This is a genomic window from Microbacterium sp. NPDC079356 (assembly GCF_049545465.1).
Taxonomy (GTDB): Bacteria; Actinomycetota; Actinomycetes; order Actinomycetales; family Microbacteriaceae; genus Microbacterium; species Microbacterium gawkjiense.
Genome location: NZ_JBMWDN010000001.1, coordinates 348,066 through 369,582 on the forward strand (window position 1 = coordinate 348,066; position 21,517 = coordinate 369,582).

Annotated in this window: 25 protein-coding genes, 1 tRNA gene and 1 other RNA gene; 11 read left to right on the top strand and 16 right to left on the bottom strand. The window is 70.0% G+C overall.

The window, feature by feature from the left end:
- The first annotated feature begins 32 nt into the window (after window positions 1-32).
- Complete coding sequence (gene smpB, locus ACPEH0_RS01695) at window positions 33-509, top strand: SsrA-binding protein SmpB (protein ID WP_064001887.1); 477 nt, start codon at window positions 33-35, stop codon at window positions 507-509.
- 3 nt (window positions 510-512) lie between these two features.
- Here the strand turns inward: smpB and ACPEH0_RS01700 are convergent, their stop codons facing one another.
- Together ACPEH0_RS01700 and ACPEH0_RS01705 are read right to left on the bottom strand one after the other, a co-directional pair.
- The gene (locus ACPEH0_RS01700) at window positions 513-731 is read right to left on the bottom strand and encodes a hypothetical protein (RefSeq protein ID WP_253034217.1); all 219 of its coding nucleotides are present in this window, start codon (window positions 729-731) and stop codon (window positions 513-515) included.
- Window positions 728-2,197, bottom strand: a complete 1,470-nt coding sequence (locus tag ACPEH0_RS01705) for an SDR family NAD(P)-dependent oxidoreductase (protein WP_217530129.1) — start codon at window positions 2,195-2,197, stop codon at window positions 728-730. The genes ACPEH0_RS01700 and ACPEH0_RS01705 overlap by 4 nt, the downstream gene beginning before the upstream one ends.
- Window positions 2,198-2,244: 47 nt before the next feature.
- On the opposite strand from ACPEH0_RS01705, the gene ACPEH0_RS01710 reads away from it, so the two are divergent.
- Both ACPEH0_RS01710 and ssrA read left to right on the top strand, forming a co-directional pair.
- Complete coding sequence (locus tag ACPEH0_RS01710) at window positions 2,245-2,655, top strand: NUDIX hydrolase (RefSeq protein ID WP_366213169.1); 411 nt, start codon at window positions 2,245-2,247, stop codon at window positions 2,653-2,655.
- 101 nt (window positions 2,656-2,756) lie between these two features.
- Window positions 2,757-3,129: a transfer-messenger RNA gene (gene ssrA / locus ACPEH0_RS01715) on the top strand.
- Between the two features lie 60 nt (window positions 3,130-3,189).
- Here the strand turns inward: ssrA and ACPEH0_RS01720 are convergent.
- Window positions 3,190-3,762, bottom strand: a complete 573-nt coding sequence (locus tag ACPEH0_RS01720) for a hypothetical protein (protein ID WP_254631945.1) — start codon at window positions 3,760-3,762, stop codon at window positions 3,190-3,192.
- The gene (locus tag ACPEH0_RS01725; RefSeq protein ID WP_217530125.1) at window positions 3,759-4,583 is read right to left on the bottom strand and encodes an inositol monophosphatase family protein; all 825 of its coding nucleotides are present in this window, start codon (window positions 4,581-4,583) and stop codon (window positions 3,759-3,761) included. The genes ACPEH0_RS01720 and ACPEH0_RS01725 overlap by 4 nt, the downstream gene beginning before the upstream one ends.
- A 115-nt stretch (window positions 4,584-4,698) precedes the next feature.
- On the opposite strand from ACPEH0_RS01725, the gene ACPEH0_RS01730 reads away from it, so the two are divergent.
- A tRNA-Lys gene (locus ACPEH0_RS01730) sits at window positions 4,699-4,771 on the top strand.
- Window positions 4,772-4,837: 66 nt separating this feature from the next.
- Here the strand turns inward: ACPEH0_RS01730 and corA are convergent.
- From corA to ACPEH0_RS01780, 10 genes are all read right to left on the bottom strand, one after another.
- Window positions 4,838-5,836: a magnesium/cobalt transporter CorA gene (gene corA, locus ACPEH0_RS01735; RefSeq protein WP_366213168.1), complete on the bottom strand. Its 999-nt coding sequence runs from the start codon at window positions 5,834-5,836 to the stop codon at window positions 4,838-4,840.
- Between the two features lie 68 nt (window positions 5,837-5,904).
- Complete coding sequence (locus ACPEH0_RS01740) at window positions 5,905-6,285, bottom strand: hypothetical protein (protein WP_359917607.1); 381 nt, start codon at window positions 6,283-6,285, stop codon at window positions 5,905-5,907.
- A 256-nt stretch (window positions 6,286-6,541) separates the two neighbouring features.
- Window positions 6,542-6,754 (bottom strand): DUF2945 domain-containing protein, encoded by a 213-nt coding sequence (locus ACPEH0_RS01745; RefSeq protein ID WP_064001895.1) that lies wholly within the window; start codon window positions 6,752-6,754, stop codon window positions 6,542-6,544.
- A complete protein-coding gene (locus ACPEH0_RS01750) occupies window positions 6,742-7,344 on the bottom strand; it encodes a hypothetical protein (RefSeq protein WP_366213167.1) in 603 nt (200 codons plus the stop codon). The genes ACPEH0_RS01745 and ACPEH0_RS01750 overlap by 13 nt, the downstream gene beginning before the upstream one ends.
- The gene (locus ACPEH0_RS01755) at window positions 7,341-8,159 is read right to left on the bottom strand and encodes an endonuclease/exonuclease/phosphatase family protein (protein ID WP_366213166.1); all 819 of its coding nucleotides are present in this window, start codon (window positions 8,157-8,159) and stop codon (window positions 7,341-7,343) included. Before ACPEH0_RS01755 ends, ACPEH0_RS01750 begins: the two co-directional genes overlap by 4 nt.
- Entirely contained in the window at window positions 8,156-8,941 is a 786-nt protein-coding gene (locus ACPEH0_RS01760; protein WP_366213165.1) for a glycosyltransferase family A protein, read from the bottom strand. The genes ACPEH0_RS01755 and ACPEH0_RS01760 overlap by 4 nt, the downstream gene beginning before the upstream one ends.
- A 3-nt stretch (window positions 8,942-8,944) precedes the next feature.
- A complete protein-coding gene (locus ACPEH0_RS01765) occupies window positions 8,945-9,868 on the bottom strand; it encodes an ABC transporter substrate-binding protein (protein WP_359917612.1) in 924 nt (307 codons plus the stop codon).
- 39 nt (window positions 9,869-9,907) lie between these two features.
- Window positions 9,908-10,627 carry an ABC transporter permease gene (locus ACPEH0_RS01770; RefSeq protein ID WP_253034249.1) on the bottom strand — a complete coding sequence of 240 codons (720 nt, stop codon included), beginning with the start codon at window positions 10,625-10,627 and terminating at the stop codon, window positions 9,908-9,910.
- Entirely contained in the window at window positions 10,624-11,301 is a 678-nt protein-coding gene (locus ACPEH0_RS01775) for an ABC transporter permease (RefSeq protein ID WP_366213163.1), read from the bottom strand. Before ACPEH0_RS01775 ends, ACPEH0_RS01770 begins: the two co-directional genes overlap by 4 nt.
- Window positions 11,302-11,308: 7 nt before the next feature.
- Entirely contained in the window at window positions 11,309-12,145 is an 837-nt protein-coding gene (locus tag ACPEH0_RS01780) for an ABC transporter ATP-binding protein (protein WP_366213162.1), read from the bottom strand.
- 148 nt (window positions 12,146-12,293) lie between these two features.
- On the opposite strand from ACPEH0_RS01780, the gene ACPEH0_RS01785 reads away from it, so the two are divergent.
- Window positions 12,294-13,709: a dihydrolipoyl dehydrogenase family protein gene (locus ACPEH0_RS01785; RefSeq protein WP_366213161.1), complete on the top strand. Its 1,416-nt coding sequence runs from the start codon at window positions 12,294-12,296 to the stop codon at window positions 13,707-13,709.
- A 12-nt stretch (window positions 13,710-13,721) separates the two neighbouring features.
- Here the strand turns inward: ACPEH0_RS01785 and ACPEH0_RS01790 are convergent, their stop codons facing one another.
- Complete coding sequence (locus ACPEH0_RS01790; protein WP_064001902.1) at window positions 13,722-14,513, bottom strand: IclR family transcriptional regulator; 792 nt, start codon at window positions 14,511-14,513, stop codon at window positions 13,722-13,724.
- 102 nt (window positions 14,514-14,615) lie between these two features.
- Here ACPEH0_RS01790 and ACPEH0_RS01795 point away from each other — a divergent pair, with 102 nt between their 5' ends.
- The 3 genes from ACPEH0_RS01795 to ACPEH0_RS01805 are packed head-to-tail and all read left to right on the top strand — an operon-like array spanning window position 14,616 to window position 17,222.
- Entirely contained in the window at window positions 14,616-15,389 is a 774-nt protein-coding gene (locus ACPEH0_RS01795) for a CoA transferase subunit A (protein ID WP_217530104.1), read from the top strand.
- 1 nt (window position 15,390) lies between these two features.
- Window positions 15,391-16,044 carry a 3-oxoacid CoA-transferase subunit B gene (locus ACPEH0_RS01800; protein ID WP_366213160.1) on the top strand — a complete coding sequence of 218 codons (654 nt, stop codon included), beginning with the start codon at window positions 15,391-15,393 and terminating at the stop codon, window positions 16,042-16,044.
- Window positions 16,041-17,222, top strand: a complete 1,182-nt coding sequence (locus ACPEH0_RS01805; protein WP_217530099.1) for an acetyl-CoA C-acetyltransferase — start codon at window positions 16,041-16,043, stop codon at window positions 17,220-17,222. The genes ACPEH0_RS01800 and ACPEH0_RS01805 overlap by 4 nt, the downstream gene beginning before the upstream one ends.
- A 27-nt stretch (window positions 17,223-17,249) precedes the next feature.
- On the opposite strand, the gene ACPEH0_RS01810 is transcribed toward ACPEH0_RS01805, so the two are convergent.
- Entirely contained in the window at window positions 17,250-17,510 is a 261-nt protein-coding gene (locus ACPEH0_RS01810; protein ID WP_064001906.1) for a hypothetical protein, read from the bottom strand.
- A 73-nt stretch (window positions 17,511-17,583) separates the two neighbouring features.
- Here ACPEH0_RS01810 and ACPEH0_RS01815 point away from each other — a divergent pair, with 73 nt between their 5' ends.
- From ACPEH0_RS01815 to ilvD, 3 genes are read left to right on the top strand one after another with little or no spacing between them, the layout of a single operon-like run.
- Window positions 17,584-18,996 carry an alpha,alpha-trehalose-phosphate synthase (UDP-forming) gene (locus tag ACPEH0_RS01815; RefSeq protein WP_064001907.1) on the top strand — a complete coding sequence of 471 codons (1,413 nt, stop codon included), beginning with the start codon at window positions 17,584-17,586 and terminating at the stop codon, window positions 18,994-18,996.
- The gene (gene otsB / locus ACPEH0_RS01820) at window positions 18,993-19,760 is read left to right on the top strand and encodes a trehalose-phosphatase (protein ID WP_366213159.1); all 768 of its coding nucleotides are present in this window, start codon (window positions 18,993-18,995) and stop codon (window positions 19,758-19,760) included. Before ACPEH0_RS01815 ends, otsB begins: the two co-directional genes overlap by 4 nt.
- A 9-nt stretch (window positions 19,761-19,769) precedes the next feature.
- Window positions 19,770-21,476 (top strand): dihydroxy-acid dehydratase, encoded by a 1,707-nt coding sequence (gene ilvD / locus ACPEH0_RS01825; RefSeq protein WP_366213158.1) that lies wholly within the window; start codon window positions 19,770-19,772, stop codon window positions 21,474-21,476.
- Window positions 21,477-21,517 lie beyond the last annotated feature (41 nt).

The following is a 21,517-nucleotide window of genomic DNA, read 5'->3' on the forward strand; positions in this document are numbered from 1 at the left end:
CGCGCGGAGCGCGGCCGCGTCGAGGAGTCATCATGCCCAGGGAACGCGGGGAACAGGTCATCGCGACCAACCGTCGCGCGCGCCACGAGTACGCCATCGAGAAGACCTACGAGGCCGGTCTCGTGCTGACCGGCACCGAGGTGAAGTCGCTGCGCCAGGGGCGCGCGAACCTGAGCGACGGCTACGCGTTCATCGACGGCGGCCAGGCCTGGCTCGACGCCGTGCACATCCCGGAGTACTCACAGGGTCACTGGACGAACCACGCCGCCAAGCGCACGCGCAAGCTGCTCCTGCACAAGGACGAGATCGTCAAGCTCTCCCACGCGGTCGCCGCCGGCGGCTACACGCTCATCCCGCTCAAGCTGTACTTCTCGGACGGGCGGGCGAAGGTCGAGATCGCCGTCGCGAAGGGTAAGCGCGAGTACGAGAAGCGTCAGACGATCCGCGAACGCGAAGACAAGCGCGAGGCCGAGCGCGCCATGCGCAGCCGCAACCGTCTGGGGGAGTGACCCTCAGGCCGGTGGCCGCCGTGGCCGCGGTTCCGGGGGCGGCGGAACCGCCTTCGCGGCGATGACCGCCGTGCGGCCGATGCGTTCGAGCCCGCGCTTACCGTCGACGACGATCACGTCGGGTTCGACCGACACGAGCTCGCCGAGGGCGTCCGTCGCCCGCCCGTCGGGCAGGAGATAGCGCACCACCACGCGGGTCCCGGGAGCGGGGAACGGGATCACCAGCGGCCCGGCGCGTAATCCTTGAGGAAGACGCCGAAGAGGTCCTCGCCGGCTTCGCCACGCACGATGGGGTCGTAGACGCGAGCGGCGCCGTCGACGAGGTCCAGCGGGGCGTGGAACCCCTCCTCCGCGAGGCGCACCTTCGTGGGGTGCGGCCGCTCGTCCGTGATCCATCCGGTGTCGACGCTCGTCATGAGGATGCCGTCGCTCTCGAACATCTCGCGGGCGCTCGTCCGGGTCAGCATGTTGACCGCGGCTTTCGCCATGTTCGTGTGCGGATGCCCGGGGCCCTTGTACCCGCGTTCGAAGACACCCTCCATCGCGCTGACGTTGACGATGTAGGTCCGCCGGGCGGGGCTCGCGGCGAGCGAGGGCCGGAGCTTGGACACGAGGAGGAACGGTGCCGTCGTGTTCGCGAGCTGTACCTCGAGCATCTCGAGCGGATCCACCTCCTCGACGCGCTGCACCCAGGAGTTCGTGTGATCGAGGTCGGGGATCAGACCGCCGGCGTCGATCGCCGTCCCTGCGGCGAGACGGTCGAGCGACGTCGACCCGGCGGCCATCGCCTCCCGCGTGAGCACGTCGGCGCGATCGGCCGCCGCGGCGAGGATCGGGTGCGCGCTCACCGACCGCTCGAGGGCCTCGGGGTGCCGGTCGTTGGTGTGCCCGAAGGTGACGAGTTCGGGCAGCGGGCCGTCGGGGAGCGGTGCGAGTTCGGCGTCGACGAGCGGTTGGTAGGCGCCGGGGGAGCGGCGAACCGTCTGCGTCGCGTTGTTGATGAGCACGTCGAGCGGGCCCGCAGCGGCGACGTCGTCGGCGAGGGCGATCACCTGCGCCGGGTCGCGCAGATCGATGCCGACGATCTTCAACCGGTCGATCCACTCGGCCGAGTCCGGCAGCGCGCGGAACCGACGCACGGCATCCCGCGGGAACCGCGTCGTGATGGTGGTGTGGGCGCCGTCGCGCAGCAGGCGCAGCGCGATGTACATGCCGATCTTCGCGCGCCCACCCGTGAGGAGCGCCCGTCGGCCGGTGAGGTCGGTCCGGGCATCCCGCTTCTCGTGGCTGAGGGCCGCGCAGTCGGGGCAGAGCTGGTGATAGAAGGCGTCGACGATCGTGTACGGCTGCTTGCAGATGTAGCAGCCGCGCGCCTTCTTGAGGACGCCCGCGATGGGGGCGGCGGTGCGGGTGGCGATGGGGATGCCGCGCGTCTCGTCGTCGATGCGGTCCGGCGCTCCCGTCGCCGTCGCGTGGACGACCTCGCGGTCGGCGGTCGCGACGGCCTCACGGATCTCGCGGCGCCGTTCCTTCTTCGCCGCCTTGAACATCGCTGCGCTCGCTTGCCGGACGGCAATGAAGTCGGGGTGCGTCCGGGGGAGGGAGGGGAGGGCCGCGAGCACCCGGAGAGTGGTGGCGAGATCAGCGGGATCGATCGCCGTGTCGGACGAGAGAGTGTCGGGAAGCACACGAGATTGTACGTCGAGTCGGATGCCGAGCCTGTTAGCGTTCAGGCGTGACCGCCTCCGACGACGCCTCCGACCGCTCGATCCGGGTCTCGGCCGCCGTCATCCGCGACGCCTCCGGACGGCTCCTGCTGGTCCGCAAGGCGGGCACGACGGCCTTCATGCAGCCCGGCGGCAAGCCCGAGACGGGGGAGGGCCCGGCCGAGACGCTCGTCCGCGAGCTGCGCGAGGAACTCGGCGTCGACGTCGCCGTCGACGACCTCCGATCCCGGGGTGTCTTCCGGGCGGCGGCAGCGAACGAGGCCGGGCACACGGTGGTCGCGGACGTGTTCGACGTTCCGCTCGGTCGCCAGGAACCGCGCGCCGCGGCGGAGATCGCCGAACTCCGATGGGTCGGCGAGGCGGAGGCGCAGGCGCTGGAGGTCGCGCCGCTCGCGCGCGACTACTTCCTCGTCGACTGAGCCGGCCGTCCGGGTGGTATTCTGGGATGCTCGGATGCTCCGGCATCCGAGACAGGACAACTCCACAGTGTGACAACGGTCCACACGCCGTCAGGCGTCTCGGGGATGATCGGTTTCGACATCGCCTGTGACTCTGCGGGAAGCGGGCCGAGGATGCAGGGTTATCTCGTTAACGATCTCTGCGAACCAATAACTGCCGAAAAGAAGCAGTCCGACTTCGCCCTCGCTGCGTAAGCAGCGAGCCCGAGTCCGTCAGTCCGTGAGTGATCCCCTCGCGGTCCCTGGCGTCATCTAAGGGATCTCGCTGCGTGACGTCGCCTGAGCGTCACGCGGGACTTTCTTCAGGCTGGGCTCGTCGACTTATGTGTCTGTACTGAAGGTCGGAGCCGAGCAGAACGCCTTTTACAGACTGCGCCCGGAGAAGACGCCGTCTCTCAGCGATGGACGGGGGTTCGATTCCCCCCATCTCCACGAACCGTTGTCACGGAGTGAAGCCCCCGGTGTCCGTACGGATGCCGGGGGCTTCGTCGTGCGTCAGCCGAGCTCGATGAGATCCAGGCCCTGCCGGGTGTCCGAGACCTTCACCCAGCCGTCGCCGAAGAGGTAGGTGACGCCGTACCCCTGCTCGTCCACGCGGAGCGCCGCATCCGGGTCCTCGGTGATGATCACGCCGGCGTCGTCGTCCTCGCGCAGCCATCCCTCCGCCTCGAGCGCCGCCTCGGTCGCGTCGGCATCGGCCTGGGAGATCGGGGACCACCCGAAGAGGACGAGGTCGTCGTTGGTGGGGGAGCTGAAGTCGCCCCAGGTGCACGCAGTGCCCTCGGGGAGCTCGAGGTCCAGGATCACGAACGGATCCTCGCGGACCGTCCATCCCGTCGCCGTGAACGCGTCCACGGTCTCGGGCGAGAGCATGTTCTCGCACGTCACGTCTGCCGGATCGATGGTCGGTGGGGCGGATGCCGCGGGTGCGGAGGCGCCCGGGGCGGGAGTCGCCGCCGTCCCTGCGACCTGTCCCGGCGTGGGACTGCACGCCGTGGCGAGGAGCACCGTGAGGCCGCTCGCCGCCACCGCGGCGGCGAGGCGCGTCCCGTGTCGCGCGGACCTCACGCGCCGAGCATCCCGAGGAACTCGTTGTGGAGGATGCCGTTGGTCGCCAGCGACGACAGTGCATCGAGCCGTTCGGCCCCGTGGATATCGGTGAAGCGGCCGCCCGCCTCGAGGATGATCGGCACGTGCGCGGCGATGTCGTACTCGCGGACCCCGAACTCGGCGACGAACTCCAGACGGCCCTCGGCGAGCAGCATGTAGGGCCAGGCGTCGCCGTAGCCGCGGTCGCGCCACACGGCGCGCGAGAGGCGCAGCAGGTCGTCCGCGCGACCCTCGGCATCCCACTGCGCGATGCTCTGGAAGCTGATGCTCGCGTCGGAGAGCGACGCGACGTCGGAGGTGCGGATGCGGCGGGTCGCGCCGTCGGCGGTGCGGGTCCACGCACCGGCGCCCGTGGCGCCCCACCAGCGACGCGAAATGGCCGGCTGGCTGACCACGCCGACCCGCGGCACGCCGTCTACGACGAGCGAGATCAGGGTTGCCCACATCGGGATGCCCTTCAGGTAGTTCGCCGTGCCGTCGATCGGGTCGATGATCCACTGCCGCGATCCGTGGCCGCTCGTGCCGAACTCCTCCCCGAAGACACCGTCGGCGGGTCGCTCCGCCGCGAGCAGGTCGCGGATGGCACGCTCGGTCGCGAGGTCCGCCTCGGTGACGTGCGTCGCGTCGGCCTTCGTGCGGACGTCGAGGTCCGGCGCGTCGAAACGCTCCATCGCGACGCGGTCCGCGGCATCCGCGAGGCGCAGGGCGAGAGCGAGATCATCCGTCAGGTCGCCCTCGAAGGGGGCGGTCCAGTCCGTCGCGGAGGGCAGAGGCGTCACGGCTCCAGGATACGTGCTGCGCCTGGCGCCCTCATGGGTGCCGAGGGCGTCTCGATTGGCGGAGCAGCCGATCGTGATGCTAGTGTTGACCCTCGGTTCGAGTTCTTCGAATCACGCACCTCTAGCTCAATCGGCAGAGCAACTGACTCTTAATCAGTGGGTTCTGGGTTCGAGTCCCAGGGGGTGCACGGACGGCCCCGGTCACTCTCGCCAGTGACCGGGGCCTTCTGCTTCTCCGGTGTCGGATGTCCCGGTCAGAGCCACTTCTTGCGCTTGAAGACCGCATAGAGCACGACCGAGCTCGCGACCATCATGCCGAGGGCCATGGGGTACCCGAAGGTCCAGTGCAACTCGGGCATGTGATCGAAGTTCATCCCGTAGACCGTACCGACCAGGGTCGGCCCGAACAGGATCGCCGCCCACCCCGAGATCTTCTTGACCTGCTCGTTCTGTTCGAGCGAGGTGTCGGTCTGCCGCTGGGTGACGAGCGTCGAATGCACGGTCAGGGCGTTGTCGAGGATCGAACGGAACGCCACGATGCGCTCGTTGAGGCGGATGACGTGGTCCAGGACGTCCCGCAGCGAGCGCTGCAACTCGATGTCGACCTTGTACTTCTCGGACCCCTGCAGCAGCCGCTGCAGCATGTCGTCGAGCGGGAGCGTCGACTTGTGCAGGGCGATCACCTCGCGCGCCAGCGTGTAGATGCGCTGCGACAGCCCGGCATCCGATCCGCTGAACAGCGTCTCCTCGATCTCGTCGATGTCGTTCTCGACCCCGGCGAGCACCGGGGAGTACTCGTCCACCACCTGATCGAGGATGGCGTACAGGACCGCCTCCGGACCCATGCGCAGCAGTTCCGGCTGGTGCTCCATCCTCGTCCGTACCTGCGTGAGGTCCGGCGAGTCCGCGTGCCGGATCGTCACCACGAACTCGGGACCGACGAAGACATGCAGCTCCCCGACGTCCACCGAATCCGTCGTGTCGTCGTACCGTGCCGGTCGCAGCACCGTGAACAGCACGTCGCCGTACCGCTCGAGCTTGGCGCGCTGATGCCCGGCGAGGGCGTCCTCGACGGCGAGCGGGTGCAGGGAGAACTCCGTGGCGACGGCGGCGACTTCCTCCTCGGTCGGGCGGTAGAGACCGATCCACGCCATGCCGTGGTGGTCGCGCATGTGCTCGAAGGTCTCGCTGAGGTTCACCGGATCCTGGATCCGGCGGCCGTCCACGTACACGGCGTTGTCGACGATGGGCATGGGTCGATTCTCCGCGGTCGAGGAGGGAGGATGCCGCGCCGCGCCGCGGTGCGCGGACGGGCCGGGAGTCAGCCGAGGTTCGGCTTGAGCTCCTGCCGTATCGCCTCGACGTTGTCGGGCGTCACCTTCCATCGCATCGGGTCGGCGTCCTCGAAGGTGATCTCGTACGCCTTGGCGTCGCGGTCGAACTGCACCAGGAACTTCGCGGGCAGCTCAGCGCCCTCGGGGTAGCGGTCGGCGAGGTAGGCGTCGACGGCGGGCTTGATCTGCGAGGGACGCGAGGCCACCGCCGAGACGGTTCCGTCCGGGGAGTAGGCGTAGCCGGACGTCTCGCTCAGCCGCCCGCCCCCGAGGCTGATCACCATCGCCAGCGACTTCCAGTCGTCGCGCGCGCCCTGCATGTTCGTGACGATCGCACGGATGAGTTCCGTCGTCGGATCAGTGGACACGACTCTCCTTCGGCTCACGAGATCGGGGGCATCTCCGCGCTGGGGACGCGGGTGAAGACCTGACCGGGTTGGTTGTAGAAGGAGGGGTAAGCCTGCGCACCTCGTCCTCGTCGATGTCCGGCCACTCGAAGCCGAGCTTCTCCATGACCCACACGAGGTCGTTCGGCAACATCATGCCCATCGCGCCACCTCCTGGTCCGAGGATAGGAATCGCCCGAGGGCCGATCCATGGGGAGACCCCCCCGCCGGCTCCGCCTCAGGAGGAGAGCTTCGACAGCGCGGAGCCCTTGTGCGCGGCCTTCGCCCCGGTCTTCTCGGACTCCACGATGTAGGCGGGCTCGTCGCTGGACGCGGTGAAGTCCTGCCCGTCGAAGGTGAAGTCCTTCGTCTTCCGCTCGACGATCGTGCCGTGGGTGCGACCCTGGGAGGTGTTCCAGCTGACCCGGTCGCCCTTCTTCAACGCTGCCATGATGCGTCCTTCCTGTCCGCCGCGTGACTCGCGGCTCGGTCGATGCGGATCCGTGCGAGGACGAGCCCCGTCAGGAGGGCGCCCGTCCCTCCCACGGCCATGTCCCCGATGGTGTCCGGGTAGGTGACGAAGATCTCGGAGTCCACGAACGTCTTCCCGAGCCACTCGACCATCTCCCAGATCGCACTGATGGCGAGCCCGACGGTCGGCAGGAGGACGATCGCGGTGCGCCGCCGGGGCCGGTCTGGGAGGACGCCGGATCGCTGCAGGGCGACGTACCCGATCGACGCGATGATGCCCGTCGCCACGAAGTGCACGACGAGATCCCACCACGCGATCGACCGGTACAGGTCGAGGACGTTGCTCCACGCGGCGACGCTGACGGTCACTCCGTAGAGGACGTCGAACCACGGAAGCACACCGAGCAGGCGCGGGACGAGGAGGGCGGGCAGTGCGAGTGCGAGGATCCCGGCATCCGTCGGAGTCCACCAGACGAAGGCGGCCAGGACGCTGATCAGGCCGAGGAGACGGATGCCGTCAGCCGCCCATTCCGCCGGCGACGCCGGCGGGCGCAGGAAGTCCTCCCTCATCGCGGCACCTCGAGAGCGGCATGGACGGCCAGGTGGTCGCTCGGCGCGATCCCGTCCTCGGTTCGCGCGTCTATCCCGACCCGTTCGACCTCGATGTCCGACGTTGCGAGGATCACGTCGATCCGCTTGCCGTCGCGGACGGGTGCGCGGTAGCCCGCGTACGTGCCCCAGGCGGGGGTCACCCTCTCCGCGGCGACCGTCCACGTGTCCGTCAGCAGATCGCCGGCGCGCAGGGCGCGGAGTGCATCGGACTCGGCGCCGCTGTTCATGTCGCCGAAGACGAGGGTCGGGAGCCCGGTGCCGCGCACCTCGGTGCGGATGGCCTCCACCCCGCGCATCCGGGACCGCGCGGAGAAGGGGTCGAGGTGCGTGTTGACGACGGCGAAGCGTGCACCGGTGGTGCGGTCGCGGAAGACGCCGACCGTGACGATGCGGGGCACGAGGTTGCCCCAGGACGCGGTGCCGAGGACGTCGGGTGTGTCCGACAGGGCGCGTTGGCGGTGGTGGAGCGGTTCGAGCCGGTCTCGATCGAAGAACACGGGACAGCCCTCCCCGCGCCCGCCTCGTCGACGCCCCACGCCGATCCGCGCGAACGACGGTCCGAGGGCGGCGGCGACCTCCGCCGCGGGACCGGGGAGGACCTCCTGGGTGCACAGGATGCTGGGGCTCTCCCGCCGGAGCATCGACACGAGGGCGGGGCGGCGGCGTGCCCAGCGATCCGACGGCGAAGAGAGCAGAGAGGGCATCGGACGACGCACGTTCAGCGTCATCATGTGGAGGAGCGGAGCCTCCACGGCGCCGAGGAGGCGGTTCACCGGGTCACCCGCCGAGCGACCACGGAGCCCGCGCGTCGCATCGCGAAACGCGCCCAGCGGACCGGCGGGAAGCTCGCGGGCCAGTGGATCACGACGGTGCGGACGCCGCGGCGCACCCGCCGACGGAACGCGGATGCGGAGGTGAAGGGCCGCATCGAGATCCCCATCGCGGCGCCGGGGACGAGGCGGATGCGGTGGTGCTCGCCGAGGTGGAACGACAGGTCGAGGTCGTCGTGCACCTCGGGATCGTCCCGGTGGACGCTGCTGCTGACGCGCCGCCAGGCGTCGCGCCGCAGACCGAGGTTGGAGCCGAACAGCGGGACGTGGCCGAGGACGGGGAGCAGGACGATCGCGTACGCGCCGAGGTAGACGCTCGCCAGCGGCGTCCGCAGCGGGCGGGGTCCGTCCACGAACCGCGCGCCCCCGGCGAACACGGAGGCCTCGGGGTGCGCGTCGGCCGCGCTGCTCATGGCAGCGACCCACGACCCCGCCGGAACGCAGTCCGCGTCCAGTCGGAGGATGAGGTCGGCCGACGCCGCGTCGTAGCCGGCGGCTGCCGCAGCCGGTATGCCGGGCCGGTCGCAGTGGATCACGTCGGCGCCCGCCGAGCGGGCGACCTCTGCGGACTCATCGGAGGACATGTTGTCCACGACGATGATCTGATCGGGCCGCTTCGTCTGCAGAGCGAGGGCCCGCAGGCAGCGTCGCAGCTCGTCCGCGTCGTCCTTCACAGGGATGACGACGGAGACGGATGCGGCGGCCCGCGGGCCCTCGGTGCGCACGGATCAGCTCAGGTTGTCGGCGATCCAGTCCTTCGCGATGTCCTCGGTGTTCCGCTGGTCGACGGAGGACTCGACGTTCATCGCGACGAGCTCCTCGGGCGACATCGCGGCGCTGACCTCGTTGATCACGTCGGCGATCTCGTCCGAGATGTCCGAGCTCGCGATCGGCACGACGTTGGACGCGAGGAAGAGGCCTTTCGGGTCTTCGAGGGTCACGAGGTCATCGGTCTTGATGCGCGGGTCGGCGCTGAACACGTTGGCGACCTGGATGTTGCCGGCGACGAGCTCGTCGACGGTGGTGTCGGCGGTCGCCTCGAAAGCGACATCCACGCCGTAGACGTCCTTGAGCCCGGTGGGGCCGTAGGGACGCTGTTCCAGCTCAGGCGCGCCGCCGAGCTTCAGCCCGTCGATGCCGGCGAGGTCGCCGATCTCGGTGAGGTCGTTCTCGGAGGCGAAGGCCGCGGTCACGTTGTACGAGTCCTGGTCGGTCGCCGGCGAGTAGTCGAGCGCGGTCAGACCGTCCGGGAGGGCGTCCTGCAGCGCGGCGTAGACATCGTCGGGCGTCGTCGCCGTGGCGTCCTTGTCGAAGTACTGCAGCAGGTTGCCGGTGTACTCCGGGAAGAGGTTGATCGATCCGTCCTCGAGCGAGGGCATGTAGGCGTCGCGCTGGCCGATGGAGAAGTTGCGCTCGACGGTGAAGTCGGCGGCTTCGAGAGCCTGGGCGTAGATCTCGGCGATGATCTCGTTCGAGTAGTACTGCTGCGAACCGATCACGATCGTCGACGACTCCTCGCCTCCGCCGTTGCCGCCGTTGCCGCCCGATCCGCCGCCTTGCAGGGACTCGCTCGACCCGCAGGCCGAGAGTGCGAGGGCGGCGACGGCGGCGAGGCCGAGGGCGGGCAGGATGCGTGTGCGGGTGATGGACATGGGTGCCTCCGGGTGGGATAGGGGTCGTGCTGCTGTGAGTCAGGCGGGTTGGGGGGACGGGCGAGGCCGCAGGCGGCGCGGCGCGGATCGCTGGACGGCGACGCCGCGGGGGACGAGGATGCGCTGGAGCAGCGCGAACACGCCGTCCAGCACGAGGGCGAGGACCACGACGACGATCGACGCCCCGAGGATCTGCGCCGGATTCCGGGTCTGGATGCCCTGGATCAGGGCGAAGCCGAGTCCGCCGAGGCCGACGTAGGCCGCGATGGTGACCGTCGCGACGACCTGCAGCACAGCGGAGCGGATGCCGCCGATCAGCAGCGGCAGTCCGAGGGGGATCTCGATCTTCCACAGGACCTGCATCGGCGTCATCCCGACGGCGCGCCCCGCCTCGATCGTCGTGCGCTCGATCGCCTCGATCCCCGCGTAGGCCCCCGCGAGGATCGAGGGGATGGCGAGAAGAACGAAGGAGACGACGGCGGCCTGCTCCTTGAAGTTCACGCCGATCAGGAGGTAGAGCAGGACGACGAGGCCGAGGGAGGGCAGCGACCGGGCGGCGCCGGAGAGGAAGACGGCGATCTCGCGTCCGCGACCGGTGTGCCCGATGGCCCATCCGGCGGGTACGGCGACGAGCGCAGCGAGGGCGACCGAGCCGAAGGTGAAGCCGAGGTGCTGGAGGATCGCCTCGCCGAGGGGGAGGTATCCCGTCGTGCGATCCGGCGAGAAGATCCAGGCGAAGGCGTCGAGGAAGACGTTCATGCGGCGACCTCCCGCATCCGTGCCCGCGACCGCGGGGGCGAGGTTCGCCGGGTCCACGGCATCAGCGCGCGTCCGGCCAGCAGGAGGAGCGCGTCGATGACGAGGGCGATGATCACCACGGCGAGCACGCCCGCGAAGACCTCGGGGAGGATCCTCCGCTGCGATCCGTTCGTGAACAGGTACCCTAGGTTCTGCACGCCGATCAGAGCGCCGACGGTGGCGAGCGAGATCGTCGAGACGGCCGTCACCCTCAGGCCCGCCAGCATGACGGGGCCCGCCAGCGGGAAGTCGACCGTCCAGAAGCGCCGCCACGGACCGAAGCCGACGGCGACCGCGGCGTTGCGGACGCTGGACTCGACCGACGCGAGTCCATCCGTGACTGACCGGGTCATGATCGCGACCGCGTAGATGGTCAGCGCGACGACGAGGTTGGTCTCGGACAGCAGAGGGATGCCGCTGATCGCGCTGATGAGCGCGAACAGGCCGAACGACGGGATCGTGTAGAGGATGCCGACCGCACCCAGCACCGTGCCGCGCAGCCGCGTGTAGCGGAACGCCGCCCAACCGATCGGCACCGCGACGGCGAACCCGACGAGGATCGCGATCGTGCTCTGTCGGAGGTGGGCGACGGTCAGGCGACCGATCAGGTCCAGGTTGTCGAGGACCCAGTTCATGGGGAGGTCACCTCGGATCCTCTGCCGCATCCGACACGAGCACTCCCTGCGTGCGTCCCGCCCCATCCACGAGGACGGTGCCGCGAGGGGTCTCCTTGGCGCGGAACGCGCGCGCTCCGCGGTCGGTGCCGATGAAGGTCGCGACGAAGTCGTCGGCCGGGGATTCGATGATCTCCGAGGGCGTGCCGCGCTGGGCGATGTGTGCGCCCTTCTGCAGGATCACGACCTGGTCGCCCAGGAGGAAGGCCTCGTCTATGTCGTGCGTGACGAAGACGATGGTCTTGTCGAGTTCTCGCTGCAGCCGGATGACCTCGGCCTGCAGTTCTTTGCGGACGATGGGGTCGACGGCGCCGAAGGGCTCGTCCATGAGGAGGATGTTGGGGTCCGCGGCAAGGGCGCGCGCGACGCCGACGCGCTGCTGCTGACCGCCGGAGAGCTGCGCGGGATACCGGTCGGCGAAGGCGGCGTCGAGGCCGACGACCTCCATCAGCTCGAGTGCGCGACGCCGTGCGGCCGCCTTCGTCTGTCCGGTGAGGACGGGCACCGTCGCGATGTTGTCCGCCACCGTGTAGTGGGGGAGCAGGCCGGCGTTCTGGAGGACGTACCCGATGCTCCGCCGCAGCTGGACGGCGTCCTTGGCGTGGATCGACTCGCCATCGATCGTGATGTCGCCCGACGTCGGTTCGATGAGGCTGTTGATCATGCGGAGCAGGGTGGTCTTGCCGCATCCCGACGAACCCACGAGGACAGTCGTCTTGCGCGCCGGCATCTCGAGGGTGACCTCGTCGACGGCCGCGGGTCCGTCGCCGAATCGCTTGGTGACGGATCGGAATTCGATCGCCATGGAGGGGTCCTTTCGGCCGGTGTTTCAGCCAACCACACACCCCGGACATCCCGGGAGTCCGGGGCGACCATTGACGTCACATGGCGGTTGTGGCAGGAGATGCCCTCGTTCCGACCCCGCTGGGTCGTCCTGTCAGTAGCGTGAAGGCATGAGCACACGCGAGTACGACCTCATCGTGATCGGAGCAGGACCCGTCGGTGAGAACGTCGCCGATCGTGCCGTGCGAGGGGGGTTGACGGCCGCGATCGTCGAGAGCGAGCTGGTGGGCGGCGAGTGCTCGTACTGGGCCTGTATGCCCTCGAAGGCGCTGCTGCGGGCCCCGGCTGCGCTGCGCGCGGTCCGCGACGTCGCGGGCGCCGCGGAGGCGGTGACCGGCGGGGTCGACGTCGCCGCCGTGCTTGCGCGCCGGGACCGCATCGTGCACGACTACCAGGACACGTCGCAGGTCGAGTGGCTGCAGGGAGCGGGGATCGACCTGGTGCGCGGCCACGGGCGCCTCGCCGGTGAGAAGGAAGTGACCGTCACCGCGGCGGACGGCGCGGTCACCACCCTGCGCGCGCGCCACGCGGTCGCCGTCTGCACCGGCTCCGCCGCGCTGATCCCGGACATCCCCGGATTGCAGGATGCCGCACCCTGGACCAGTCGCGAGGCGACGGGGGTCCGCACCGTGCCGTCCTCGCTGATCATCCTGGGCGGCGGCGTCGTCGGTCTTGAGATGGCGACGGCCTTCACCGCGCTCGGCTCGGACGTGACCGTGATCGCCCGGTCCACCCTCCTCGGCGGACTCGAGGACTTCGCGGGCGAGGCCGTGGGCGCCGCCCTGACGGGCGCGGGCGCGACCATCCTCACCGGGCGCGGTGTCGAGCACGTCGCCCGTTCCTCCGACGGGGTGAGTGTCACTCTGGATGACGGCTCCGTCGTCCGGGCGGAGGAGATCCTGGTGGCGACGGGTCGTGTGCCCCGCACCGAAGACCTCGGCCTCGAACACGTCGGACTCGAGGCGGGATCGTGGATCCGGGTAGACGACACGATGCGCGTCCCCGGCAACGACTGGCTGTACGCCGTGGGCGATGTCAATCACCGGGCCCTGCTGACCCACCAGGGCAAGTACCAGGCCCGTGTCGCCGGCGACGTCATCGCGCGTCGCGCCGCGTCGAACGACGTGGACACGTCGGCCTGGAGCGCGCTGGCGGCCACCGCCGACCACAGCGCCGTTCCCCAGGTCGTGTTCACCGAGCCCGAAGTCGCCGCCGTCGGACACACCGAGGCATCCGCTCGTGACGCCGACATCGACGTGAAGGTCGTCGACTACGACCTGTCCTGGGTGGCGGGGGCGAGCACCCACTCCGACCGGTACGAGGGGCGCTCGCGGGCCGTCATCGACGCGGAGCGCGGCGTGCTGGTCGGGGCGACGTTCGTGGGACCCGATGTCGCCGAGCTGCTCCATGCCGCGACGATCGCCATCGTCGGCGAGGTCCCGCTGCACCGCCTCTGGCACGCCGTCCCCGCGTACCCGACCGTCAGCGAGGTGTGGCTGCGCTGGCTCGAGACCGCGGGGTTGTGACCGCCGCCGTCGTCATCGACGGCGGACGGACTGGATGCGGGTCGTCAATTGGTGCGCGTGCGCGAGCAGCAGACGCCCCAACTCGGGGAGGCGGTCCGGGCCGAAGCGGAACTCGACGCCGGTGAGGCTGAGGGCCCAGGCGGGCCGCCCCTCCTGATCGAACACGGCTGCCCCGAGCCCCCATGATCCCGGGACGATGAGCCCCGGATTCACCGCGTAACCGCGGTCCCGGGTCTCCCCGATGCGTGCGCGCAGGGGATCCGCATCGTGGACATCACCCCACCGAGCGGCGAGGTCGGTATGGCGGCCGAGGTAGGCGTCGACCTCGGGCTGTGGCAGGAACGAGAGGATCGCGAGCCCCGCGGACGCGACGCCCAACGGGAAGCGGACTCCTTCGCTGAGCACGAACGACCGGATCGGGAACGACCCCTCCTCGCGCATGAGGCAGACGGTCTCATCGCCGCGCCGGACGGACAGGAACGCACTCTCCTCGGTCTTCACCGCGAGCGATCGGACGATGTCGCCGGCGACGTGCGTGATGTCGTAGCGGGGCGCGGCGGCCGCGCCCATGAGGAAGAGTTCCGGTCCGGCCAGCCATCGTGCCGTGCGCTCATCCTGATCGACCAGGCCCTCGGCGCGCAGGGCGGTCAACAGGCGGTGCGCCGTCGACCGGGAGAGGGATGCCTCGTGGGCGAGTTCGCGCACACCGCGGCCCTCCGCGCCGGCGGCGCTGACGAGCCGGAGCAGGCGTGCCGCCCGCGCGATGGCCTGCGCTCCCGGGACGGTCGACGAGGGGTGTTCCACATCGTGGACCCTAGGCGCGGAGCGTCCCACATCGCAACCGACCGCTCGCGGTCCGGGGCCTCCGACGTCGATGCTGGGAGCAACGACACGAAGGAGTGCACCGTGATCGACAAGACGGTCCCCTCGGCGGCCGACGCCGTCGCCGACATCCCCGACGGCGCGAGCATCGCCGTCGGCGGCTTCGGCCTCTCCGGAAACCCGATCGCCCTCATCGACGCCCTGCTCGCACAGGGGACGACGGACCTCTCCGTCGTCTCCAACAACTGCGGGGTGGACGACTGGGGTCTCGGTGTTCTGCTGCGAGCGCGCCGCATCCGCAAGATGACCTCGTCCTACGTGGGCGAGAACAAGGAGTTCGAGCGCCAGTTCCTCTCCGGCGAGTTGGAGCTCGAGCTCACGCCGCAGGGCACCCTCGCCGAGAAGCTGCGCGCCGGCGGGGCCGGCATCGCCGCCTTCTACACGCAGACGGGTGTCGGCACGCAGGTCGCGGAGGGTGGTCTGCCGCGTCGGTACGACGGCGCCGGCGGCGTGGCCGTGGCATCCCCCCCGAAGGACGTCCGCCGCTTCGACGTCCGCGGTGAAGCCCGGGAGTTCGTCCTCGAGGAGGCCATCGCGACGGACTTCTCCCTCGTCCACGCGCTGCGCGGCGACCGGCACGGCAACCTCGTCTTCAACAAGGCGGCCCGCAACTTCAACCCGCTCGCCGCCATGGCCGGCCGCATCTGCATCGCGCAGGTCGAGGAGCTCGTCGAACCCGGCGAACTGGACCCGGATGCGGTGCACCTGCCCGGCGTCTATGTGCACCGCATCGTCGAGGTGGGCACGGGGATCGAGAAGCGCATCGAGCGACGCACCGTCGCGACGGAGGTGGAGTGAGATGGCGTTGACACGGACGCAGATGGCGGCGCGAGCGGCGGCCGAGCTGCCGGACGGCGCCTACGTGAATCTGGGGATCGGCCTTCCGACGCTGGTCCCGAACCACATCCCCGAGGGCGTGACCGTCGTGCTCCAGTCGGAGAACGGCATCCTCGGCGTCGGCCCGTACCCGAGGGAGGACCAGGTGGACCCCGACCTCATCAACGCGGGCAAGGAGACGGTGACCACCCTTCTGGGGGCGGCGTTCTTCGACTCCGCGCTCAGCTTCGGGATGATCCGCGGCGGCAAGATCGACGCTGCGATCCTCGGCGCGATGCAGGTGTCGGCCCGGGGCGACCTCGCGAACTGGATGATCCCGGGGAAGATGGTGAAGGGCCCGGGCGGTGCGATGGACCTCGTCCACGGCGCCGCGAAGGTGATCGTGCTCATGGAGCACACGGCCCGCGACGGGTCGCCGAAGATCGTGACGGATTGCTCGCTGCCGCTCACCGGTCGCGGGGTCGTCGACCGGATCATCACCGATCTCGCCGTCATCGACGTGACATCCGAGGGGCTGGTGCTGGTCGAGACCGCTCCGGGGGTCACCGTGCAGGACGTGAAGGATGCGACCGAGCCCGAGCTCGTGGTCGCGCAGGATGTGAAGGTGGGAGCATGACCGAAGACATCGTGATCGTGGCGGCGGCGCGGACCCCGCAGGGCCGGTTGAAGGGGCAGCTCGCCCCGTTCACCGCACCGCAACTGGGCGCCCTCGCGATCCGCGGCGCCCTCGAGCGCGGCGGCGTCGCCCCGGCATCCGTCGACGCGGTCATCCTGGGGCAGGTGCTCGCCGCCGGTTCGGGGCAGAATCCCGCACGTCAGGCCGCGGTCGGCGCCGGGCTCGGCTGGGACGTCCCCGCCACGTCGGTCAACAAGGTGTGTCTGTCGGGCCTGACGGCGATCATCGACGCGAAGCGGATGATCGCCGTGGGCGATGCCGCGGTGGTCGTCGCCGGCGGGATGGAATCGATGACGCGCGCCCCTCACCTGCTGATGGGGTCTCGCGACGGCTGGACGTACGGCTCCGTCGAGGTCCTCGACCACATGGCCGTCGACGGGCTCACCGACGCCTACGACGGCGTGTCGATGGGGTTGTCGACGGAGCGCCGCAACCCCGGGCTCGGACTCTCCCGCGCGGACCAGGACCACGTCGCCGCGCTGTCGCATCAGCGGGCGGCAGCTGCGGCGGAGGCGGGTGTCTTCGACGCGGAGATCGTCGAGATCGAGGTGCCGCAGCGCAAGGGCGATCCGCTCCGGCTCACGCGGGACGAGGGCATCCGCCCCGAGACGACCGTCGAGACCCTCGCGCGCCTGCGCCCCGCGTTCTCGCCCGACGGCGACATCACGGCCGGCAACGCGTCGCCGATCTCCGACGGTGCCGCGGCGGTCGTGGTGACGACCCGCTCCCGGGCGGATGCCGAGGGGTGGACCGTCCTCGCGGTGATCGGCTCGGCCGGTCAGGTCGCCGGCCCCGACAACTCGCTCCACTCGCAACCCGCGCGGGCACTGGCGCAGGCGCTGGGGCGGCAGGGCATGGCCGCCGCCGACCTCGACCTCATCGAGATCAACGAGGCCTTCGGCGCCGTCGTCGCCCAGTCCCGACGCGAGCTCGGCGTCGATGATGCGGTCGTCAACGTCCACGGCGGCGGGATCGCGATCGGACACCCGATCGGCGCGTCCGGCGCGCGGTTGGTCGTGCACGCCGTGCACGAGCTGGCCCGCCGCGGGAGCGGGGCGGCCGGTGTGGCGCTGTGCGGCGGCGGCGGTCAGGGCGAGGCGCTGATCCTCACGCGGTAGAGGCTCGCGCCGTGAGCGTCCTCGGCGTCAGCGCCGACGCGACACGCGCTTCTTCAAGAGCTTCTTCTTGTCGTCGGCGCGCGGCGAGTCGAGCGGAATGAGCTTGCCGCGCGAAGCGCGTCGCGTGTCGACGACCGAGCCGACCGCGAGGGCCATCGTGATACCCCAGCTGAGCCACGCCAGAGCGGTGCGCCAGGTGAACTTCTCCTCGCTGCGCGCGGAGCGCAGCAGGGTGACGCCTCCGGTGAGGGCCGACAGGAGTCCGGTGCCGAAGAGGTATTTGCGCATACCACCCACGGTAGTGGGGTGAGTCCCCGTCGCGGCGGTTGTTAGCCTGAGGTCATCCGTCGAGAGGAACTCCGTGACCGTGGCTTCAGACTTCGTCGTCGTGTCCAACCGCCTTCCGGTCGATCGGACGGATGACGAGAACGAGCCGTGGCGGCGGTCCCCGGGCGGACTGGTCACCGCGGTCGATCCGGTGATGCGCCGCAACAACGGTGCCTGGATCGGGTGGCCGGGACAGCCCGGCGTGGAGCTCGATCCGTTCGAGTTCGACGGGCTCCAGCTCGTGCCCGTCACCCTCACCGCGGACGATGTGCAGTTGTACTACGAGGGCTTCTCGAACGACACCATCTGGCCGCTGTACCACGACGTGATCGCAGCCCCGACCTACCACCGCGCATGGTGGGACGCCTACGTCAAGGTGAACCGCAGGTTCGCGGAGGCCGCTTCCGCGCATGCCGCCGACGGCGCGACGGTATGGGTCCACGACTATCAGTTGCAGCTCGTCCCGAAGATGCTCCGTGAACTCCGACCCGATCTCACGATCGGGTACTTCCACCACATTCCGTTCCCCGCATACGGCCTGTACGCCCAGCTGCCGTGGCGCCGGCAGGTCCTCGAGGGCCTCCTCGGCGCCGACGTCATCGGGTTCCAGCGGGTGGCGGATGCCGGCAACTTCGCCCGTGCCGTGCGTCGGCAGCTGGGGTTCGACACCAAGGCCGGTGCGATCTCGGTGCCCACCGCCGACGGGGGAGTGCGCAAGGCCGTGGCCCGGGCCTATCCCATCTCGATCGACGCCGCCGAGTACGAGGAGCTCGCGAATCGGCCGGACATCCAGGCGCGCGCCGCCGAGATCCGCTCGAGCCTGGGCAATCCGAAGGCCATCCTCCTCGGGGTCGACCGGCTCGACTACACGAAGGGCATCCGCCACCGCCTGAAGGCCTACGGCGAACTGCTCGCCGACGGCCGGCTCTCCGTGCACGACGTGACCCTCGTGCAGGTCGCGAGCCCCAGCCGCGAACGCGTGCAGACCTACATGGAGCTGCGCGACGAGATCGAGCTCACCGTCGGTCGCATCAACGGCGACGCCGACGAACTCGGCTATACCGCCATCCAGTACCTCCACAACTCCTATCCGCGCGAGGAGATGGTCGCCCTCTTCCTCGCGGCGGACGTCATGCTCGTGACGGCCCTGCGCGACGGCATGAACCTCGTCGCGAAGGAGTACGTCGCCAGCCGCGTCGACGGCGGCGGAGCCCTCGTGCTGAGCGAGTTCACCGGGGCCGCCGACGAGCTGACCCAGGCCATCAAGGTCAACCCGCACGACATCTCCGGCTTGAAGGACGCGATCATGCAGGCGATCGAGATGCCCGAGCGCGAGCGCGAGCGGCGGATGCGGGCGCTGCGGCGTCGGGTGCGGGAGAACGACGTCGCGAAGTGGTCGCAGCGCTTCCTGGCGGACCTCGGCCAGTCGCGCGAGGAGCGGGCGTGACCGGTGTCACCGCGGTCGCCGCGGCCGAGCGCCTACTCGTCGCGCTCGACTTCGACGGCACCGTGTCCCCGCTGGTCGACGAACCGATGACGGCGCGGATGACCCCTGCCGCGCGCGGGGCCGTCGACGCCCTCCTGACGACGCCCGACACGTTCGTCGCGTTCGTCTCGGGCCGGACGCTCGCCGACCTCCAGGTGATCTCCGAGCATGAGGACGACTCGTCGATCCTGCTCGCCGGCTCGCACGGGGCCGAGTACTGGATTCCCGGTTCGCCGTCCGAGGGCGACGTCGACGCTGCGGACATCGCGCTGCGCGATCGCCTGCGCGCTGACGCGGAGCGTCTCGCGAGCGGCGTCTCCGGAGCCTGGATCGAGCCGAAGGCGTTCGGGTTCGGGGTGCACCTGCGCACCGTCGCCGACGCCGACGAGGCCGCCGCGCTGCGCTCGGGCGTCGACGCGATGATGGCGGACGCCGCGCCGCACTGGCGCCGGCGCCAGGGCCACGACATCGTCGAGTACGCCTTCACCGATGCGGGGAAGGATGCCGCCGTCGCCCACCTGCGCGAGGTCGTCGGGGCCACGGCGGTCGTGTTCGCCGGGGACGACGTGACGGATGAGGACGCCCTCCGGTCGCTCGAGCCGCAGGACCTCGGGATCCGCGTCGGCCCGGGGGAGACCGCGGCATCCGTCCGTGTGCGCGACATCGAAGAACTCGCCGGATTGCTGTCGACTCTCGCACGCGAGCGGGTCGCCGCTCGGCAATAGACTTCGAGAATGCCTTCACCCGACGAGACGATCGACATCAAGCCCCGCAGCCGCGCGGTCACCGACGGCATCGAAGCCACCACCTCGCGCGGCATGCTGCGCGCCGTGGGCATGGGCGACGAGGACTGGGACAAGCCCCAGATCGGCATCGCATCCAGCTGGAACGAGATCACGCCCTGCAACCTGAGCCTCGACCGGCTCGCGCAGGGCGCGAAGGAGGGTGTGCACGCCGGCGGCGGCTATCCGCTCCAGTTCGGCACGATCTCGGTCTCGGACGGCATCTCCATGGGCCACGAGGGGATGCACTTCTCCCTCGTGAGCCGCGAGGTCATCGCCGACTCCGTCGAGACCGTCATGATGGCCGAGCGCCTCGACGGCTCGGTGCTGCTCGCCGGGTGCGACAAGTCGATCCCGGGCATGCTCATGGCGTCTGCGCGTCTCGACCTTTCGAGCGTCTTCCTCTACGCCGGGTCGATCGCCCCCGGCTGGGTGAAGCTCAGCGACGGTACCGAGAAGGACGTCACGATCATCGACTCCTTCGAGGCGGTCGGCGCGTGCCTGGCCGGCAAGATGAGCGAGGCCGACCTCAAGCGCATCGAGTGCGCGATCGCCCCGGGCGAGGGTGCGTGCGGCGGCATGTACACCGCCAACACGATGGCCTCCGTCGCCGAGGCGCTGGGCCTCAGCCTGCCGGGTTCGGCCGCTCCTCCCTCCGCGGACCGTCGCCGCGACTACTTCGCGCACCGCTCCGGTGAGGCCGTCGTCAACCTGCTGCGCCAGGGGATCACGACCCGCGACATCCTCACCAAGGAGTCCTTCGAGAACGCGATCGCCCTCGCGATGGCGCTCGGCGGCTCGACGAACGTCGTCCTTCACCTGCTGGCCATCGCCCGCGAGGCCGACGTCGACCTCACGCTGCACGACTTCAACCGCATCGGCGACAAGGTACCGCACGTGGCCGACATGAAGCCGTTCGGGAAGTACGTCATGAACGACGTCGATCGGCACGGCGGCATCCCCGTCATCATGAAGGCGATGCTCGACGAGGGCCTCCTCCACGGCGACGCGCTCACCGTGACCGGCAAGACGCTCGCCGAGAACCTCCGCGACCTCGACCCGGACCCGATCGACGGCACCGTCATCCACACCTTCGACGACCCGATCCACGCGACCGGCGGCATCACGATCCTGCACGGCTCCATGGCGCCCGAGGGTGCCGTCGTGAAGACGGCCGGCTTCGACGCCGCCGCGTTCGAAGGCCCCGCACGCGTCTTCGAGCGCGAGCGCGCCGCGATGGACGCGCTCGAGGAGGGTCGCATCGCCGCCGGCGACGTCGTCGTCATCCGTTACGAGGGCCCGAAGGGCGGCCCCGGCATGCGCGAGATGCTCGCCGTGACGGCCGCCATCAAGGGCGCTGGCCTCGGAAAAGATGTACTACTCTTGACGGACGGACGATTCTCAGGCGGCACAACCGGCCTGTGCATCGGCCACATAGCACCCGAAGCGGTGGACGCTGGTCCCATCGCCTTCGTGCGCGATGGTGATCTGATACGGGTCGATATCGCGGCTCGCTCTCTCGACCTACTCGTCGATGAGGCTGAGCTGAACTCCCGCCGCGACGGCTGGGAGCCCCTTCCCCCGCGCTATACCCGTGGCGTGCTGGCCAAGTACTCGAAGCTCGTGCGCTCCGCCGCGGAGGGCGCGACGACGGGCTAGGCCCCACACACTCCGTCATCCATCACCGCAGAGGTATCACT

Excerpts from the sequence above, each read along its gene's own strand:
- ACPEH0_RS01810 (WP_064001906.1), bottom strand. The coding sequence starts at position 17,510 with ATGCGCAAATACCTCTTCGGCACCGGACTCCTGTCGGCCCTCACCGGA.
- ACPEH0_RS01785 (WP_366213161.1), top strand. The coding sequence starts at position 12,294 with ATGAGCACACGCGAGTACGACCTCATCGTGATCGGAGCAGGACCCGTC.
- corA (WP_366213168.1), bottom strand. The coding sequence starts at position 5,836 with ATGCCCATCGTCGACAACGCCGTGTACGTGGACGGCCGCCGGATCCAG.
- ACPEH0_RS01775 (WP_366213163.1), bottom strand. The coding sequence starts at position 11,301 with ATGAACTGGGTCCTCGACAACCTGGACCTGATCGGTCGCCTGACCGTC.
- ilvD (WP_366213158.1), top strand. The coding sequence starts at position 19,770 with ATGCCTTCACCCGACGAGACGATCGACATCAAGCCCCGCAGCCGCGCG.
- ACPEH0_RS01765 (WP_359917612.1), bottom strand. The coding sequence starts at position 9,868 with ATGTCCATCACCCGCACACGCATCCTGCCCGCCCTCGGCCTCGCCGCC.
- ACPEH0_RS01805 (WP_217530099.1), top strand. The coding sequence starts at position 16,041 with ATGACCGAAGACATCGTGATCGTGGCGGCGGCGCGGACCCCGCAGGGC.
- ACPEH0_RS01780 (WP_366213162.1), bottom strand. The coding sequence starts at position 12,145 with ATGGCGATCGAATTCCGATCCGTCACCAAGCGATTCGGCGACGGACCC.
- ACPEH0_RS01745 (WP_064001895.1), bottom strand. The coding sequence starts at position 6,754 with ATGGCAGCGTTGAAGAAGGGCGACCGGGTCAGCTGGAACACCTCCCAG.
- ACPEH0_RS01750 (WP_366213167.1), bottom strand. The coding sequence starts at position 7,344 with ATGAGGGAGGACTTCCTGCGCCCGCCGGCGTCGCCGGCGGAATGGGCG.
- smpB (WP_064001887.1), top strand. The coding sequence starts at position 33 with ATGCCCAGGGAACGCGGGGAACAGGTCATCGCGACCAACCGTCGCGCG.
- ACPEH0_RS01770 (WP_253034249.1), bottom strand. The coding sequence starts at position 10,627 with ATGAACGTCTTCCTCGACGCCTTCGCCTGGATCTTCTCGCCGGATCGC.
- ACPEH0_RS01800 (WP_366213160.1), top strand. The coding sequence starts at position 15,391 with ATGGCGTTGACACGGACGCAGATGGCGGCGCGAGCGGCGGCCGAGCTG.